Origin of the sequence: Paenibacillus sp. FSL M8-0212 (genome assembly GCF_038004645.1) — a bacterium.
Taxonomy (GTDB): Bacteria; Bacillota; Bacilli; order Paenibacillales; family Paenibacillaceae; genus Paenibacillus.
Genome location: NZ_JBBORP010000001.1, coordinates 1,366,478 through 1,382,572 on the forward strand (window position 1 = coordinate 1,366,478; position 16,095 = coordinate 1,382,572).

At 46.7% G+C, this 16,095-nt stretch carries 12 protein-coding genes; 4 read left to right on the forward strand and 8 right to left on the reverse strand.

Features of this window, described 5'->3' with window-relative positions; translation table 11 throughout:
- The first annotated feature begins 129 nt into the window (after positions 1 to 129).
- Positions 130 to 2,286 (forward strand): alpha-amylase family glycosyl hydrolase, encoded by a 2,157-nt coding sequence (locus MKX68_RS06185; protein WP_340910041.1) that lies wholly within the window; start codon positions 130 to 132, stop codon positions 2,284 to 2,286.
- A gap of 156 nt (positions 2,287 to 2,442) precedes the next feature.
- On the opposite strand, the gene MKX68_RS06190 is transcribed toward MKX68_RS06185, so the two are convergent.
- The 4 genes from MKX68_RS06190 to MKX68_RS06205 all read right to left on the reverse strand — a co-directional run bounded on the left by MKX68_RS06190 (position 2,443) and on the right by MKX68_RS06205 (position 7,664).
- Positions 2,443 to 3,729, reverse strand: a complete 1,287-nt coding sequence (locus MKX68_RS06190) for an MFS transporter (protein ID WP_340910044.1) — start codon at positions 3,727 to 3,729, stop codon at positions 2,443 to 2,445.
- Positions 3,730 to 3,928: 199 nt separating this feature from the next.
- Positions 3,929 to 4,765 carry a sugar ABC transporter permease gene (locus MKX68_RS06195; RefSeq protein ID WP_017690474.1) on the reverse strand — a complete coding sequence of 279 codons (837 nt, stop codon included), beginning with the start codon at positions 4,763 to 4,765 and terminating at the stop codon, positions 3,929 to 3,931.
- Positions 4,762 to 6,117 carry a sugar ABC transporter permease gene (locus MKX68_RS06200; RefSeq protein WP_340910046.1) on the reverse strand — a complete coding sequence of 452 codons (1,356 nt, stop codon included), beginning with the start codon at positions 6,115 to 6,117 and terminating at the stop codon, positions 4,762 to 4,764. Before MKX68_RS06200 ends, MKX68_RS06195 begins: the two co-directional genes overlap by 4 nt.
- Positions 6,118 to 6,377: 260 nt before the next feature.
- Positions 6,378 to 7,664 (reverse strand): sugar ABC transporter substrate-binding protein, encoded by a 1,287-nt coding sequence (locus MKX68_RS06205; protein WP_340910049.1) that lies wholly within the window; start codon positions 7,662 to 7,664, stop codon positions 6,378 to 6,380.
- A 446-nt stretch (positions 7,665 to 8,110) separates the two neighbouring features.
- On the opposite strand from MKX68_RS06205, the gene MKX68_RS06210 reads away from it, so the two are divergent.
- Positions 8,111 to 9,145, forward strand: coding sequence for a LacI family DNA-binding transcriptional regulator (locus MKX68_RS06210; RefSeq protein WP_340910052.1), 1,035 nt, complete (start codon positions 8,111 to 8,113; stop codon positions 9,143 to 9,145).
- A gap of 172 nt (positions 9,146 to 9,317) precedes the next feature.
- On the opposite strand, the gene MKX68_RS06215 is transcribed toward MKX68_RS06210, so the two are convergent.
- The gene (locus MKX68_RS06215) at positions 9,318 to 10,076 is read right to left on the reverse strand and encodes an SDR family oxidoreductase (RefSeq protein ID WP_340910055.1); all 759 of its coding nucleotides are present in this window, start codon (positions 10,074 to 10,076) and stop codon (positions 9,318 to 9,320) included.
- A gap of 421 nt (positions 10,077 to 10,497) precedes the next feature.
- Between MKX68_RS06215 and MKX68_RS06220 the strand changes: the two genes are divergently transcribed.
- The gene (locus MKX68_RS06220; protein WP_340910058.1) at positions 10,498 to 11,091 is read left to right on the forward strand and encodes a TetR/AcrR family transcriptional regulator; all 594 of its coding nucleotides are present in this window, start codon (positions 10,498 to 10,500) and stop codon (positions 11,089 to 11,091) included.
- A 158-nt stretch (positions 11,092 to 11,249) separates the two neighbouring features.
- Positions 11,250 to 11,858 (forward strand): hypothetical protein, encoded by a 609-nt coding sequence (locus MKX68_RS06225; RefSeq protein ID WP_340910061.1) that lies wholly within the window; start codon positions 11,250 to 11,252, stop codon positions 11,856 to 11,858.
- 129 nt (positions 11,859 to 11,987) lie between these two features.
- Here MKX68_RS06225 and MKX68_RS06230 read toward each other — a convergent pair whose 3' ends face one another.
- From MKX68_RS06230 to MKX68_RS06240, 3 genes are read right to left on the reverse strand one after another with little or no spacing between them, the layout of a single operon-like run.
- Positions 11,988 to 13,127 (reverse strand): toxic anion resistance protein, encoded by a 1,140-nt coding sequence (locus MKX68_RS06230; protein WP_017690481.1) that lies wholly within the window; start codon positions 13,125 to 13,127, stop codon positions 11,988 to 11,990.
- Positions 13,128 to 13,146: 19 nt separating this feature from the next.
- On the reverse strand, positions 13,147 to 14,835 hold the full coding sequence (locus MKX68_RS06235; RefSeq protein WP_340910063.1) for a vWA domain-containing protein: 1,689 nt from the start codon (positions 14,833 to 14,835) through the stop codon (positions 13,147 to 13,149).
- 12 nt (positions 14,836 to 14,847) lie between these two features.
- A complete protein-coding gene (locus MKX68_RS06240; RefSeq protein ID WP_339790795.1) occupies positions 14,848 to 15,579 on the reverse strand; it encodes a hypothetical protein in 732 nt (243 codons plus the stop codon).
- Between the last annotated feature and the right edge of the window lie 516 nt (positions 15,580 to 16,095).

The following is a 16,095-nucleotide window of genomic DNA, read 5'->3' on the forward strand; positions in this document are numbered from 1 at the left end:
TTAGCGTGTCAAAAGGAGGGAAGTCTTCTATCCACCGCGTAACACTCCGTTGTATTGAAAGCGCTATTATTCAAGAGCCAGGTTGGTTGTTTATCTAAACTACTACATTCACGAGAAGGGTGGATTACTATGTTTCAAATGGCCAAACGCGTACTCCTCAGCACAACACTGACACTCAGTTTACTTGCAGGGGGCGCACTTCCCTATCTGCCTGCTTCCGCGATCTATGCCGATGCGGATACCGCCGTTACCAACAAGCAGAACTTCAGTACAGACGTCATCTATCAGATCTTTACCGACCGCTTCCTGGACGGCAATCCTTCCAACAATCCCACCGGAGCTGCCTACGATGCCACTTGTAGCAACCTGAAGCTGTATTGTGGCGGCGACTGGCAGGGTTTGATCAACAAAATCAACGATAACTATTTTAGCGATCTGGGCGTTACGGCATTGTGGATCTCCCAGCCGGTCGAAAATATCTTCGCCACGATCAACTACGGCGGCGTGATCAACACAGCGTATCATGGCTACTGGGCACGTGATTTCAAGAAGACCAATCCGTATTTCGGAACGATGGCCGACTTTCAAAATCTGATTTCCACCGCTCATGCCAAAGGCATCAAGATCGTAATTGACTTTGCACCAAACCATACGTCTCCTGCCATGGAAACCGATACGTCCTTTGCTGAGAATGGCAAGTTGTACGATAACGGTAATCTTGTTGGCGGATACACGAATGATACAAATGGTTACTTCCATCACAACGGCGGCTCCGATTTTTCCTCCCTGGAGAATGGTATCTACAAAAACCTCTATGACCTCGCTGACCTGAATCACAACAACAATACTATTGACCAATATTTCAAAGACGCAATCAAACTATGGCTTGATATGGGCGTGGATGGCATTCGCGTTGATGCGGTGAAACATATGCCTCTCGGATGGCAAAAGAGCTGGATGTCCTCCATCTATGCACATAAACCTGTATTTACCTTCGGTGAATGGTTCCTGGGATCTGCTGCATCCGATGCGGATAACACGGAATTTGCCAATGAATCCGGGATGAGCTTGCTTGATTTCCGCTTTAACTCTGCCGTACGTAACGTCTTCCGGGATAACACATCCAACATGTATGCCCTCGATTCGATGATTACAGGCACAGCGGCAGATTACAATCAGGTGAATGATCAAGTTACGTTCATCGACAACCATGATATGGATCGGTTCAAAACAAGTGCCGTGAACAATCGTCGCCTGGAACAAGCGCTGGCCTTCACGCTGACTTCACGCGGCGTACCTGCCATCTATTATGGCACTGAACAGTATCTGACAGGTAATGGGGACCCTGACAATCGTGCCAAAATGCCTTCCTTCTCCAAAACAACCACTGCTTTCAACGTGATCAGCAAGCTGGCACCTCTGCGCAAATCCAATCCGGCAATCGCCTATGGCTCCACTCAGCAACGCTGGATCAATAATGATGTGTATATCTATGAACGCAAATTCGGCAAAAGTGTAGCTGTTGTTGCGGTGAACCGTAATCTCTCCACACCAGCAAGCATTGCAAATCTAAGCACTTCACTGCCAACAGGCAACTACACCGATGTGCTGGGCGGCGCACTGAATGGTAATAACATCACTTCCACCAATGGCAACGTCTCTTCCTTCACACTGGCAGCCGGAGCAACCGCGGTCTGGCAGTATACAACAAGCGAAACAACACCTACGATCGGACATGTAGGTCCGGTCATGGGCAAACCGGGTAATGTCGTTACAATTAGCGGACGTGGATTCGGTGCCACCAAAGGCACAGTATACTTCGGTACAACAGCCGTTACCGGTGCTGCGATCACATCCTGGGAAGATACACAGATCAAAGTGACGATCCCAGCAGTTGCAGCAGGCAATTATGCTGTAAAAGTAGCTGCGAATGGCGTCAACAGCAATGCGTATAACAACTTCACCATCCTTACGGGTGATCAGGTCACTGTACGATTCGTCATTAACAATGCTTCCACCACACTGGGTCAGAACATCTATCTGACAGGTAATGTGGCAGAACTCGGCAACTGGAGTACGGGCACAACAGCTATTGGCCCTGCTTTCAATCAAGTTATCCATGCCTACCCAACTTGGTACTATGATGTGAACGTGCCAGCCGGGAAACAACTGGAGTTCAAATTCTTCAAGAAGAATGGTGCAACCATTACGTGGGAAGGTGGTTCCAACCACACGTTCACCACACCAACCAGCGGTACAGCGACTGTAAATGTAAACTGGCAATAAAATATTCAGTCCACAAGCTAACCCGGAGTTACGCTAACGCAGCGTTTGCTCCGGGTTTTGCTGTACCTAGCGAGGTTGCTTAGATTGCTTCTATCCTCTCTCTGTTGAATGTATACATGTGGGTTCAACTCATTTCATTTTGATGTATCATACATGTCATTGATAGGTTCGGATCGACTTCAGTGTTGTAGCGGCCAGAATACCTGTTGCCAGCAGTAATATGCCCACGCCTTGCAGCACAGAAGCTGCCCCCCATTGATCTGCCAATACGGAGACAACCGTCAATCCCAGAATAGGCGCTGTACTGGTGATTGTTCCAACCACACCATAGACCCTTCCTTGCAGCTCGTCCGGAACGGCTGTCCTCAGCATAATCTGAGTGAGCATCGTACAGCAGGCAAACATCGCACCTCCGCCCACGATTAACGGCAGTGCCATGATTGACGAGGATACGTTCGATAAAAAAATATATATCGGTCCCAACACAATCAGACCGATAAATACCCATCTCCCTCTTCGCTTCAATCGTTTTCCCGAAGCAATCAGCATTGCAGAGCCAATCATATATCCAAGTGGAATACAGGTTTCAATTAATCCAAACTGTACCGGATTCGCCTCCCATACCTTGACCGCCATCACTTGGACCAGCATCATGGCTGACATGAAAAACAAAATCAGCACCGGATTGAGCAATACGATGGATCGGATCAAAGGATTCCGATAGATGTAGCCAAACGAACTGCGCCACTCCTGAGCAAACGTGGTCTGCTGATTAATGGATCGCTGTACCTCAGGAAAGCGGCCTGCCACCAGCACACAGACTGCGGACAACAGGAAAGTTGCCCCTGTAATTAATATGGCGACAAATCCTCCAAATGCAGCAACAGCTACTCCCGCCGCGGCTAGTCCGCTGATTCGGGCAAGATTATCCACCATATGAATGGTACCGGTTGCTTGTTGAATATGCTCCCTGCCTACCATACTTGCTACAGAGGCGTGGAATGCAGGTGCCTGAAACAAACTTGAAAACATGGACAGTGAGAGCAACAACAGCACCACCGGGAACGGCGCATGCCAACCGAATAAGCTAATCGCAATCAGCACAGCCATCACACCGCGAAATACATCAGACGCCAACATCAGCTTCCTGCGATCCAATCGATCTGCGACCGTACCTGCCACCGATCCAAATAAAAAACTGACGGCCATATTGCAGATCTGTACGGCCGCCATGCTCTTCGCACTGCCTGTGGTCTGTAACACCCACAGACTGATCGCAATCCCATTGAAGCAATCCCCGAAGACCGAGATGCCGTAGCCGTACAAAACCCTTCGAAAGGTAACATTACGCCAAAGTGTTGGCGGAGCTATAGTATTATGCAATGCAGCTTGTCCATCTTGGTATCCCATAATCTCATGCTCACTGGATGGGTTCATGCCCATACATCACGTTCCTCCCTAATCATGATTCGAGCCCATACAGAACCAGGCACTTCCGCAGCTCTGTCAGTCGACAAAGACATGACATTACGGAAGTGCCTGAGTTAAGTGAGTGTTACGCTAGCGAGGCTAATTATGCGGTCGTTAGCTTAGCTGATGATATTGTCCCTAGTCCTATAATGTTTCTTCCTGGAGTCTGCGTTTACCCTTTCGAAGCTCCTGCCGTCAGCCCTTGAACAAGGAATCGTTGCAGGAAAACAAACAGCAGGGTAATTGGGATAGCAATCAATACCGCCCCCGCAGCAAACATCGTAAAGTTACTGTCCTGATACCGGTTGACCAGATCCCACATGCCCACCGCAAGCGTCCAGTTCTCTTTCGTCCGCAGCACCAGCCGGGCGAAGATAAAGTCCATCCACGCACCCGTGAAGCTGGTTAGTGCCACATAAGTCAGCATCGGCTTGGATAACGGCAGGATGATGCTGGTGAATACCCGCAGGTGACTCGCACCATCCATACGCGCCGCTTCGTCCAGGCTGCGCGGGATGGTGTCAAAAAAACCTTTGACGATAAATCCGCCCAGTACCGCTCCTGATGAATAGACCAGAATGAGCGCAGCGTGGGTGTCGAGCAATTTAATTTGCAGCAAGATGATATAGATTGCAATCATGCTCATGAAGCTTGGGAACATGCCAAGGATCAGCATGGTGGAGAGAATGGTTTTACGTCCACGGAAGCGGAAGCGAGACAAGGCATACATCCCAAGTGTCACCATCAATGTGGAGAAGATCATCGTGAAAAAGGCAATTTTCAGCGTATTCATATACCATCTGCCGTACATAAAGGACGGGTTATTGAACAGCTCACCGTAATGGGTCAGCGTGAAAGCTTCCGGCCACAACCGTTCACTGAACAATGCCGCGCCGGGTCTCAAGGAAGAGAGAAAGATCCAGAGTACCGGGTAGATGGAGACAACGGCGATGATCAGCAACAGCACATAACTCAGGGCCAAACGCAGCGGATTATTACGTGTCTTCATTGAATCATGTCCTCCTCCTTGAATGATTTGGAGCGGCGGAAGTTCCAGATGGAGAATGAAGCGATAATGAGGAAGATGATAATACCTACCGCTGAAGCCATGTTGAATTTGTTATTGTCGAGTGTGAGCTTGTAGAGCCAGGTTACCAGCAGATCCGTTGCCCCTGCGTACTGGTAGTCTCCCCGCAATGGATTTCCGTTGGTCAGCAGGAAGATGACATTGAAGTTGTTGAAGTTTCCGGCAAATTGCATGATGAGTACCGGGGTCGTGGCAAAAAGAATGAACGGCATCGTAATGATCCGGAACTTCTGAAACGCAGATGCTCCGTCCACTTCGGCAGCCTCATAGAGGTCACGAGGGATGGCTGTCAATACACCCAGAATCAGCACCATACTGACTGGAATACCAATCCACATGTTGACAACAATGACGGTGACTTTGGCCCAGAATGGATCTGTAAGCCAGGGCAATCCCTCCAGCCCAAATGCTCTCATGTAGGTGTTGATTGGACCAAATTGACCATTGAACAGATTACGCATGAGCAGCAAGGAAATAATCTGCGGGATGGCATAAGGCAGAATAAAAATCGTCCGCCACAGCTTCTTGAAGCGTATGCCCCGCTGTTCAATCAACAGCGCCACAAGTACGCCACCAAAATAGGTGGTGACTGTAGCCAGGATGGCCCAGATGACCGTCCAAGTGAGCACGCCGTAGAATGTCTGGCTCCAGGATTTCAGCTGAATCAGATCACTGAACGTCTTGAAGCCCACCCAGTCCACGAGTTTGGCTGGCGGAATATGATCCGGGGCCGAATAGTTGGTAAATGCAATCGTGATCGTAAACAGAATGGGCATAACGGTGAAGAAAAGTATGCCTAGTGCCGGGATGGACAGAAACAGATACGGAAAGTTTTTGTCCATCATGTTCCGAAGCGATGCCGCTGCGCCCAGGGTCAGCTTGCCTTCTTCCCTCGCAAGTCCTGTGACGTACGCATCCCGGATATTCAGGATATAGATCAGAATAAACACAAAAAACACCAGCAATACGATAATGCCATCAAGCAGCAAAAAGATGGAATGGTCTCCCCTTTGAAGTACGGTAGACCCATTCACTTTGACAAAACGCTGTGTATTTTCCCCCAGTGTCCATATGCCCCATACGGCCTGTGACAGCCGAGGAAGCAGGTACGCAAGCCCTGCTCCCTCCAGTAACAGTAGACAAATTCCCTTAATCCACTGTCGATTGTACAGCTGTCCAAGACCTTGCAGTATGATGGAACATATAGCCGCTGTCATCCGGTGCTGCCTTTCCCTGTTCGGTCCAACGGGCACCGGGACATGCTGCTGTTGCATTCGCTCTCTCCTCCCCGCCTATTGCTAACCTGCATACATTGAACAAAAGTGTAATTACACTGACCACTCCGATGACAGAATAAGCTTCCGATCGCTGTTATCCCCAGATTTTTTTCGATCCCTTTTCCAAAAGGGAAAATCCGGTGATAAAGGCGCACGTTCTACTTCTTTCAGCTTCCTTCTGTCCTCTCCGTTTTTGTGTAAATATGAAGTTCAATTTATGCAGTTCTTATGCATATCTTCGCATTCGTCGTTCGTCCTCATTGGACGGTGGCAAGGCTTTCCTGGATCTGTTTCACAGCATTGTCCAGTGACGCCTTCACGTCCTTATCGGTATCCCATATATCCGTAATGGCCGACGTGATGGGTCCCCATACGCTGTCCATGGCAGGAAGCGAAGGCATTGGTGTTGAGTTGTTGAACTGTTCAAGGAACGCTTTATTGATCGGGTCCTCCTGCACTTTCGAATCAGCAGCTACGTTTTTGTTCGCAGGAAGTGTACCGTTTAGTTCAAAGTTCTCCATCTGGGCCTCTTCATTGGAAAGGAAAGCTGCCAAGAGCTTCGACGCATTCGGGTATTGTGTAAATGCATTTACATAATAGGCTTTAACACCTGAGAAGGAGGTCATCGGTTTACCATCGATTGCCGGAAGCGGAGCAACGCCAAAATCAATACCTGCATTGCGATAATCGGCAATGGTCCACGGACCGTTAATGTCCATAGCCAGTTTGCCGCTGGAGAATAATCCTTTTTTGATATCATAGTTCACGTCACCCATCTTAAGCGGCAGCACCTCCGACTTTAGCGTCTGCAAGAACTGTCCACCCTTCTGGGCTCCTTCGTTATTCAGACCAAGATCCGTGCTATCCATCCCGTTGTCTCCAAAAATATAACCGCCCTGTGAAGCCAGGAATGCATAGTTATAGTAAAATTGCTGCAATTCCCACATCAGCGCATACTGATTGGATTTCACGTTATTAAACGTCTTGGCGAAACTAATAATCTCATCAAAGTTTTTCGGAGCTTCTGGATACAATGCTTTGTTGTAAAAAAGAGCATAGGTCTCCACGCTGTACGGATAGCCGTACAAGATATCCTTGAATGTCACCGCTTTCAGCGCGTTGTCGCTGGTGTTCTCTACGGTCTCTGCTTCGAATATGTCATTGGGCAGAATAAGTCCCGCTTCTGAAGCGCTACCAATCTTATCATGCGGGAAAACAACCACATCTGCCGCCAGACCCGCTGGGCCATCCGTCGTCAGCTTGGTTACCTGATCGGTTGGAGGTAATTCCTCCATTTTGACCGTTACCCCATACTTCTCTTCGAATTTTTTGGCTCTTTGCTCAATAAAACTGCTTTGATTTTTGTCCTCCCAGATCACCAGGGTCGCCCCTTCTTCCGGTTGAAGATTCTCGGCTGTCAGCTCTACAACTTCCTCCGGATTCTCACCTGCCGTAGTTGGAGATGGACTTCCGCCTCCAGCACCGCACGCAGCCAGTGTAAAAGCCATCATGACGGACAATGTTGCCCCTTGCCATTTTCTCATGTAAAATGTCCCCTTCCCTCTGCTTGGTCCAACAAAGTTCGCGCTTTTCACCCTTTTGTCTGCGTATGTTGTCAGGTTTTGCATCCCATATCCCCTTTTTGTACAAACGTTTGCTCAAATGGAAGACAAGATGACCTCTCCGTTCAATATATAGGGGTAAACAAGTCAAGAAGTATGTAAATCCACAGATGTAAGCGCTACAATAACAATCAAATCATACAATAACGAACTTTATTTGCACAAACGTTTGCACAAGCCATATTCGCTCAATTTTAACCATTTTCTTTCTTCTACCTACAGTAATTTCCTGTTTCCTTGTTCTGACTCTTTCTTCCTTAATTTTACTTCACGTGCATCCCTTAATCGGCAGTTAGCAATTGATTTCTCGTATCCTTTGGATTACCATAGGAGAATATTTATACGATTGTTCAGAAGGGATTTTTTACATGATTACGATCAAGGATATTGCCAAATTGGCGGGTGTTTCCCCTTCTACAGTGTCACGGGTGATTTCCAACCATCCCAGAATCAGCACCAAGACATCTCTCAAAGTGAAACAAATTATGAAAGAATTGAACTACCATCCCAACATCATCGCGAAGAGCCTGGTTTCCAAAACAACACACACCCTTGGCATTATGCTCCCGCGTCCTGCAGAAGAGTTGTTTCAAAATTACTTTTTCGGGGAACTGCTCCGAGGTATTATTACACATGCCACCCGAATGAATTATGAATTGCTGCTAACAACCGAAACATCATCAGACAATGAACTGCAAGCGATATCCCGCCTTGTTCATGGCCGCAGAGTCGATGGTATTCTGTTGCTTGGGTCCAAACGGGATGATCCCATCATTTCATTTTTGGAAGCGGAAAAGTTTCCTTTTGTGTTAATCGGTCGCAGTGAAGCTCATCCAAATGCACCCATGGTGGATAACGACAATGTGCAGACGGCTTATGATGCAACGCACCATTTGATCGCCCAAGGGCATACGCGAATTGGATTTGTCAGCGGACCACCAGACATTACGTTATCGCATGATCGCATGTTAGGATATCAAAAAGCGCTTGCCCAAGCCGGGCTGGATGCCAATAGTGACTGGATTGTGGAAGGTGAATTTCTTCAGGAAAGTGGATTCAGGGCGATGTCGTTGTTCATGTCCTTACCGGATAGACCGACCGCAATCGTTGTTATTGATGACAATGTGGCCTTCGGGGTACTGAGAGCTCTTGCCGAGCTTCATTATCGGGTGCCAGAAGATATCAGCGTGGTCAGTTTTAACAATATTGCGTTATCCGAACTGGCTTCACCACCATTAAGCTCTATAGACATTGGCACCTATCAGCTGGGCTATACAGCCGTTCAGGTATTGTTAAAAATTCTAAGCGGGGAAGCACAGCCTCATAATCCGGTCATTATTCCCCATCGTCTGATCGTGCGTGAATCCTCACTCTTTTCCAAGCCAAAACCACCCTCAGATTGATTCAATTCGAGCATCCGTGTAGTGATGCAAACGTTTGTCCTAAACGGAATATGATGCTGCTATCCACCGTACGTAGGTGCATAGGTGCAAAAAAAGAAGCCGCATATACTTATGCGGCTTCCTTAATTCACACAATATTTCCGTACGCCATGCTCGACTGCACATGAGTGGATTAGTAAGAGCTCCAGCCAGCATCTGCTGTAACGACAGTTCCGTTCACGAAGCTGGACTCGTCAGATCCGAGGAACAGGGCCACTTTGGCGATCTCTTCGCTCGTCCCGATGCGTGGGTTGATTGCCATGCCCAGCTGTTGCCGACCTGCACCGTATGGGCTAATACCAGCCATAGATGCGCTGATGTTGGTTGCTACGGCTCCTGGAGCGATCGCATTACAGCGAATGCCTTGCTCAGCATACATGTATCCTGTATTTTTGGTGAATCCTACGACCGCATGTTTGGAAGCTGTATAGGCTGCGCCTGCACGTCCACCATGCAATCCACCCGCTGAAGCAATGTTCACGATAACACCTTTTTGTTTTTCCAGGAAGATTGGCAATACTTTACGCGTTGTCCGCATCACACTGGTTGTGTTCACAGCAAACAATCTCTCCCACTTCTCATCCGTTACATCTGCTGCCGGCTCCATGCCATCCATAATTCCCGCATTGTTAACCAGAATATCTACTGTACCGTATGTGCTCACCGTCGTATCGATCAGATTTTGCACATCTTCTTCTTTGGCTACATTGGCCAGAACGACAATCGCTTCTCCGCCCTGGGCCTTAATATCATTCACTACCGCTTGTGCGGATTCTTCGTTAATATCCGATACGACGACTTTCGCGCCTTCTTGAGCATACAACGTGGCAATTGCTTTCCCCATACCTGAACCAGCACCTGTAACAACTGCAACTTTATCTTGAAGTTTCATTCCATGTATCCTCCTTTGTGTATTCGTTTACAATAAGTTAACAAACAAATGTTCATTAACTCTTATCCTTAGTATAATAAGTCATAGCGTTTCTCTTCAATCAGTAAAAGCTTGTCCAGTTGTACGTTAAACAACACTAATAAGCCCGAATGTACTTTAATTGATAAAGTGAACTATATAAATTGAACTAAACATTTACACAAAACGGAGAGGACAGAAATAACCTGACGAAGCGGGAGCGTTCGCCTAAAAGCTTTCTGGAAGAAAGCTACATCGGAAGCATATGCTATCCCCGGATTTATCATTTTATAAAAGGAATCAAAAAAATCTGGGGATAACAGCGATTGGAAGGTTGTTCTGTCATCGAAGTGGTCAGTGTAAATATTCTTTAGTTCAACTTATATAGCGAGGAGGAAAATAGATGTCTGAAACTCTGAATTCGATGGACCGAAGAATTAAAAAATCAAAAGCTGCACTGAAGGATGCACTCATCCATCTGATGCAGAAACATCCCTTTAAAGAAATATCGATTACGGATATTGTGCAGCGAGCCGACCTGAATCGGGGAACTTTCTACAGGCATTATCAGTACAAAGAAGATCTGTTCAACGAGATTATCGATGATGTGATTCAGGATCTGGTAACTTCTTTTCGTAAACCTTATCAGGATGAGGAAAAGTTCGAAGTCAATCTAATGCCCTCTTCGGCGATCACTATATTTGAGCATGTGCATCATCATGCACAATTCTATACACTGGTTGTGAAATCCGAGGCTTCCTCCAACTTTCAGCGCATGATCTGTGATGTTCTTCGGGATCTGGCCTTACAGGATCTGAACCACATCTTCCCTCCGCACATCAACCATGAAATATTGGCAAGCTACCAATCTCATGCGATATTTGGCATGATCATGGAGTGGATCAGACAAGATTTCAAGCACAGCCCCGCCTACATGGCCGAGGAATTGTTCAAGATCATCCATTACAAGCCTGACAATGTCGTATTAAAAGACTGAAAATCCAGATCGCCATACTAGCATCTAGTAGGGTGAGATTGAGAGGAATTTCAAGAAAGCTTTACCACCAAAATTATGTAAATGTATTCCTGTAATTTCTGGTATTTATATGTTAGGTTATCCAATGGAATACAAACAAAAGGAGGATGACATTACATTTGAAGAAGTCGTGGATTATATCATTAATTACCAGTTTTGTTTTGCTTGGCGGGGTGCTTCTCTCTCCAGCCATTTCTGCTGATGCAGCCAAAGTAGCAACCTCTACATATTCAGATCAGAGTTATAGTGAAGATGATTATTTGCACGAAGAACTTATGGACGAGTTAGAATTAGATGAGGCAGAACTTACCGCAGACCAGCAGGAGCTTGTCGATTATGTTAATCAGATACTAGCTCTGAAAACTTATTTAGCCAAAGCTTCTACCGCTATGGAAAGCATCGGCTCCCAAGCAAATTCACCGAATCGTAAGTCCATATATCTTAAACTTACAAATACGATAATCCCCAATTATACGAAATTGGTATCCAAACTGAAACAGATTAAGCCTGCCAATCCGAAACTCAAGCAAATTCATGCCACATTTGTCAAAGGAAACTACAATCAGCTCGAAGGGCTCTTGTTGTACAAGCAGGCAGTATCCAAGACCAAAGTGAATCAAAGGATACTGAAACAGGCTAATACCAAAATAAAAACCGCTATCGATCTCATGGAGCAATCCGAGCAGCAGCTACGCGCTTATGCAAACAGTTTGGGTTACGATTTTTAGTATCTATCTTCATAAAAAGCCCAAAAAGCGACCATTCCCCATACTTAATGAGGAATGGTCGCTTTTCTAATTATAAAATAAGATAACAATCTATTACGTAAAAATTTTATTTCTCTCTCTCTCTTCTGATTACAACCCCAGCTTCTGCCCTTTCTCCAATCGTTGAATTTGCTGCTCCCCGGTATCCGCAAGTTCACGGAACTGGTTAATCGTCTCGCGCATTCTTGGCAGGGCTTCCTGCTTATAAAGACTAATTGAATCGAGCGCTGACAACACATCGGTGAACGCCTGTTTCATGGTATCCACGGAGATGCTGGCTTCATATGCCTGCTTCTGGATGGCAATCCCCTGATCCTTGAGCATCTTGGATGTTCCAGCAATCAGATCATTGGTTGTCTGGTTCAACAATTCAATCTTCTGCAATACAATTTTCTGGTTATACAAAGCACTTGCGACAGTAACGGCAATTTTCAATGCCGAGATCGTTACATTCTTCGCCCGGTCTACGCCTCGGATCAGTTCCTTATTATTGCGGATGACTACTTCAATCGCCATGATACCCTGCTGGTTCACGACCAACATCTGCTGCAGATCCATCACCCGTTGACGGAGTGGGAACAACACTTCTTCCGTAATAAAGCGGACTTTCTCGGGGTCCTCATTGCGAACCTTGGCCGCTTCAATCTGCGCATCGATGGACTCATCCATGAGTACGCCAAGCTGGATTTCCTTTTGTAATCGTTTGGTGAGTTCCCGCAAGTTCTGCTGTTCAATCTCCAGCGTTGTATTATCGTTACGCAGGGTGGATCTGCCTTTATCCAAAGAGGTTACGATGTCAGCAATGACCGCGTCAGCCTTCTGATATTTCAGGAAATAGGCGCGAAGCGGATTGAACAATTTCCCGAGGAAACCGGTCTTCGCAAAGTCGACCACGCTTGGGTCGAGATCCTTCAATTGCATATGCAGCTCGGTCAAGCCTTTGGCGACCTGACCGCCCTCGTCTCCCGTCTTGGACAGATGTCCAACGGAGACCTGAAGCAAGGCGTTTTTCTCAGAAGAGGATCTCATCGTGTTCATGCCAAAACCGTCTATGGATTGCAAAATCTCTTTGCGCTTCTCCAGGGATTCGAGGTCCAGTGTCATGATCATTTCTACGTTGGCATTTGCCACTTGTTGAAGCTCCGCAACCTCGGCGGGCACGGGTTTTACCTCTTCTTCAATCACCTTCTGAATTTCCTTCTGGCTCGGTATTTCCATTGAAAATGACATCTACAGTTCCCCCTTTAGATTACATCTGTACGTTAAACAGGTTTCCGATCTTGTACACGACATCGTCGGTATCGGCATTGATGCTTGCGGCTTCGTTAATGCTGGAGATGCTCTCCAAAGCCTTGATGTCCGCGTTGTACCCAATCGTATAGATTGGTACTTTGTACGTTTCGACCAGATCACGGATATCCTTCAGGGTATGACCTTCATTGGTCTCGCCATCACTCAGGACAAAGATCAACGGCTTCACATTCGGATTAGCAACCATATAATCTTCCAGCATCTTCATCGCCACCACGATCCCGTCAAAGGTCGCCGTACCACCGCCAGCTTGCAGACTATCTACTGTTCCAACAAACATGGACTGCTGGTTCGTATCATACTTGGCAATCGGCAGATTCACGGTTACGCCGCTGGAGTAAGAGACCAAGCCAATACTGTTCTCTGTACCCAGGTACTTCTGCCCTTTGCGCAAGGACTCCTTCAGTCGGTTGAGCGGTTCGCCATCCATGCTTCCGGACACGTCCGTCACGAACACGGCGGCAATTGGTTTACTGCCGTTCTTCTTCTCTTTCCATACTTTCTGTGCAGACAACAACGTGCCGCCATCCACGGTAGCCAGTTCGGATTTGTAATCCTGCAACCCGTTGAAACCAAACTCCTCCGCCGATTGTTGGTACTTCGCCTGGGTTACGAATTCCGCAAACTTCTGGATGATTTCCTGTTTGTTCTGCGGCAATTGTCCCAATGCATACAACGGACTGTCATGTCTCACGCCAAATGGTGTAAAGACGTACCCGCTCTTCAGATCAGCGGTATTCACATACGTCTGATATTCGAGTACAAAGGCATCCAGTCTGCCAGACTTGGCAGCTTCCCGCATCTGAATCGTTGTTGAAGCGGTAAACGGCACATTCGTCTGGAATTTCTCGAATCCCTCAATAGCCTTCTCGCCAAGCGGATTGGCGCTGTCATACGTATTCAGGGCGGTCACCAGGAAATTGAGTCCTGTGGAGCTGGCAAATGGATCGGTATATCCCATCGCGAGTTCATTGTTGGCAATGGCTTCGGTCACGGTTTTTACATTAACGGAGCCATACGTATCAACCAGTGCATCATATTTGGCTTTGGAGATGACAATACCCGGAACATTCCCAACCAGTCGCTCGGACACCATCTCTGTCTTCACCCCACTGGCCTCAACCATCTCGCCCCACAGTTCATTGGAAGGTGTGAATGCATCCGGCATATACTTACCAGACTTGATATAATCGGTAGCCGTACCGGAGGCAATGTTGCGGATTTTGACCGATACATGTTGGCCTCCAACGGTAATGTTTGCTTTGTTGAACTCCTCGCCCACCTCAGTTAACCAGCCGTCTACCCCGCTGCCTGACTTCTCTGTGGAAGAGAAGATTTCGACGTAATCATTTGTTGTATTCTCTACAGCAATCGCAAATTTGGAGATATCCGGCAGTGATTCTGCCACATCGACCGGGTCGAGATCAATCTGTCCTTTGACCGGTTCCGCCGTCGCTGGCGCAATGTCCGCGTACAGTTTCCCCAGTTCCTTACCTGCATTCTCTGTGCTCACCTGTGTGGTTGACTTGCCAAAATTCGACGTCAGTGTAATCCCTGCATAGACCAGACCAAATACGAGCACCAGCATTACAATCGATATGAAAAAAAACTTACCTTTCTTCGCCATACGAGCAACCCCTCACTGTCTGTATAATTTGGTGTGCTTGATTAACTGATCAATCTCCTGCATACAAGGCATCTGTTCAATATCTCCGGCTTCAAAGCTGTCGAGACGTGAGATCTCCAGTAACAACTGATCGAGCTTGAGCAAAACTTCCTCATTGGTGTGTAATGCATTTTTCACATAAGACAGATAATCGTTGTATACCTTGGTTTTTTCCTGAAAAAGCTTCTGGGGAATGCTTTCGGATTTGGATTTCATCATGTTGGCATAGTCAGCTTCATCAAATACATTCAACCGGTTCAGCACACTGCGGATGTTCAGGTACAACAGCTTCTCCACTTCCATTGTGACCGAAGCAAATTTCTTGTAGCTCAGTTCCCCGGGATCAAATCGTTGATGGAGCACATTCAGGAGTGTTTCTTTCTTCTTTTTCATTCGGCTAAGTTGGGACAGCCCCAGCGTAATATCTTCTTCGAGAACTTTAATGCGTCTATAAAAAGATAGTGCCTCCACATAATCTTCATGCGTTTCAATATGCTTCACGGGCAGGACTACCGGTTGCCTGAACAGCAGGGTATAACTCCCATATAGGAGCGCCATTGCACTACCGAACAGAAGGGTAACGGATAGCGCAGTTGTGAATGCACCCTCCCCGAAATTAAGTCCGATAAAGCCGGGTGAGAATGCGAGAACATTCACAGCCACAATACCGAGGATTAATCCCAACAATTTTATGTACTTGATCATGTTCAATCATCCGACCTCCTTTCATGTTATATATTGGTGCTTCATGTCGTAATTTTCCTGTTCAACTTATTCTTATTGTACATGATGTTAACGCTCTCAGGTGGATATGATTGGATATTTGGATACTCATAATATACGTGGTTTGGGCTTATCCCATTTCATATTTTCAGGGACAACGTGGAACTTGGCAGGAAATTTTGTGGTCAATCCATAAAAAGTGAGTTTTACTAGACAGCAGATTGTGGAGAAGAAATGTTATCAGGTAATACGTGGAAAATAGCTATGCGTGTCATTTTTTATATAAGACTTGTCTGAAAAAGGAGCAATGCAAAAAGGACAAATCGGAGATCATCCGCTTTCGTCCCTTATGCATTGGTTCTTCATTTTTGGTGTTCTTATTGAAATTTTGATGCCGTATTCTAAAGCTAACGAACTGAAGTGACGCTATTCGGTGCATTTCAGCTCATCTGAAAATGTAACGAACCTGAGACACGTTATATTCGCGTATTAGGTGTA

What these genes read in the sequence shown, in the direction of transcription:
- MKX68_RS06185 (WP_340910041.1), top strand. Translation starts at nt 130, where the DNA reads ATGTTTCAAATGGCCAAACGCGTACTCCTCAGCACAACACTGACACTC.
- MKX68_RS06190 (WP_340910044.1), bottom strand. Translation starts at nt 3,729, where the DNA reads ATGGGCATGAACCCATCCAGTGAGCATGAGATTATGGGATACCAAGAT.
- MKX68_RS06195 (WP_017690474.1), bottom strand. Translation starts at nt 4,765, where the DNA reads ATGAAGACACGTAATAATCCGCTGCGTTTGGCCCTGAGTTATGTGCTG.
- MKX68_RS06200 (WP_340910046.1), bottom strand. Translation starts at nt 6,117, where the DNA reads ATGCAACAGCAGCATGTCCCGGTGCCCGTTGGACCGAACAGGGAAAGG.
- MKX68_RS06205 (WP_340910049.1), bottom strand. Translation starts at nt 7,664, where the DNA reads ATGAGAAAATGGCAAGGGGCAACATTGTCCGTCATGATGGCTTTTACA.
- MKX68_RS06210 (WP_340910052.1), top strand. Translation starts at nt 8,111, where the DNA reads ATGATTACGATCAAGGATATTGCCAAATTGGCGGGTGTTTCCCCTTCT.
- MKX68_RS06215 (WP_340910055.1), bottom strand. Translation starts at nt 10,076, where the DNA reads ATGAAACTTCAAGATAAAGTTGCAGTTGTTACAGGTGCTGGTTCAGGT.
- MKX68_RS06220 (WP_340910058.1), top strand. Translation starts at nt 10,498, where the DNA reads ATGTCTGAAACTCTGAATTCGATGGACCGAAGAATTAAAAAATCAAAA.
- MKX68_RS06230 (WP_017690481.1), bottom strand. Translation starts at nt 13,127, where the DNA reads ATGTCATTTTCAATGGAAATACCGAGCCAGAAGGAAATTCAGAAGGTG.
- MKX68_RS06235 (WP_340910063.1), bottom strand. Translation starts at nt 14,835, where the DNA reads ATGGCGAAGAAAGGTAAGTTTTTTTTCATATCGATTGTAATGCTGGTG.
- MKX68_RS06240 (WP_339790795.1), bottom strand. Translation starts at nt 15,579, where the DNA reads ATGATCAAGTACATAAAATTGTTGGGATTAATCCTCGGTATTGTGGCT.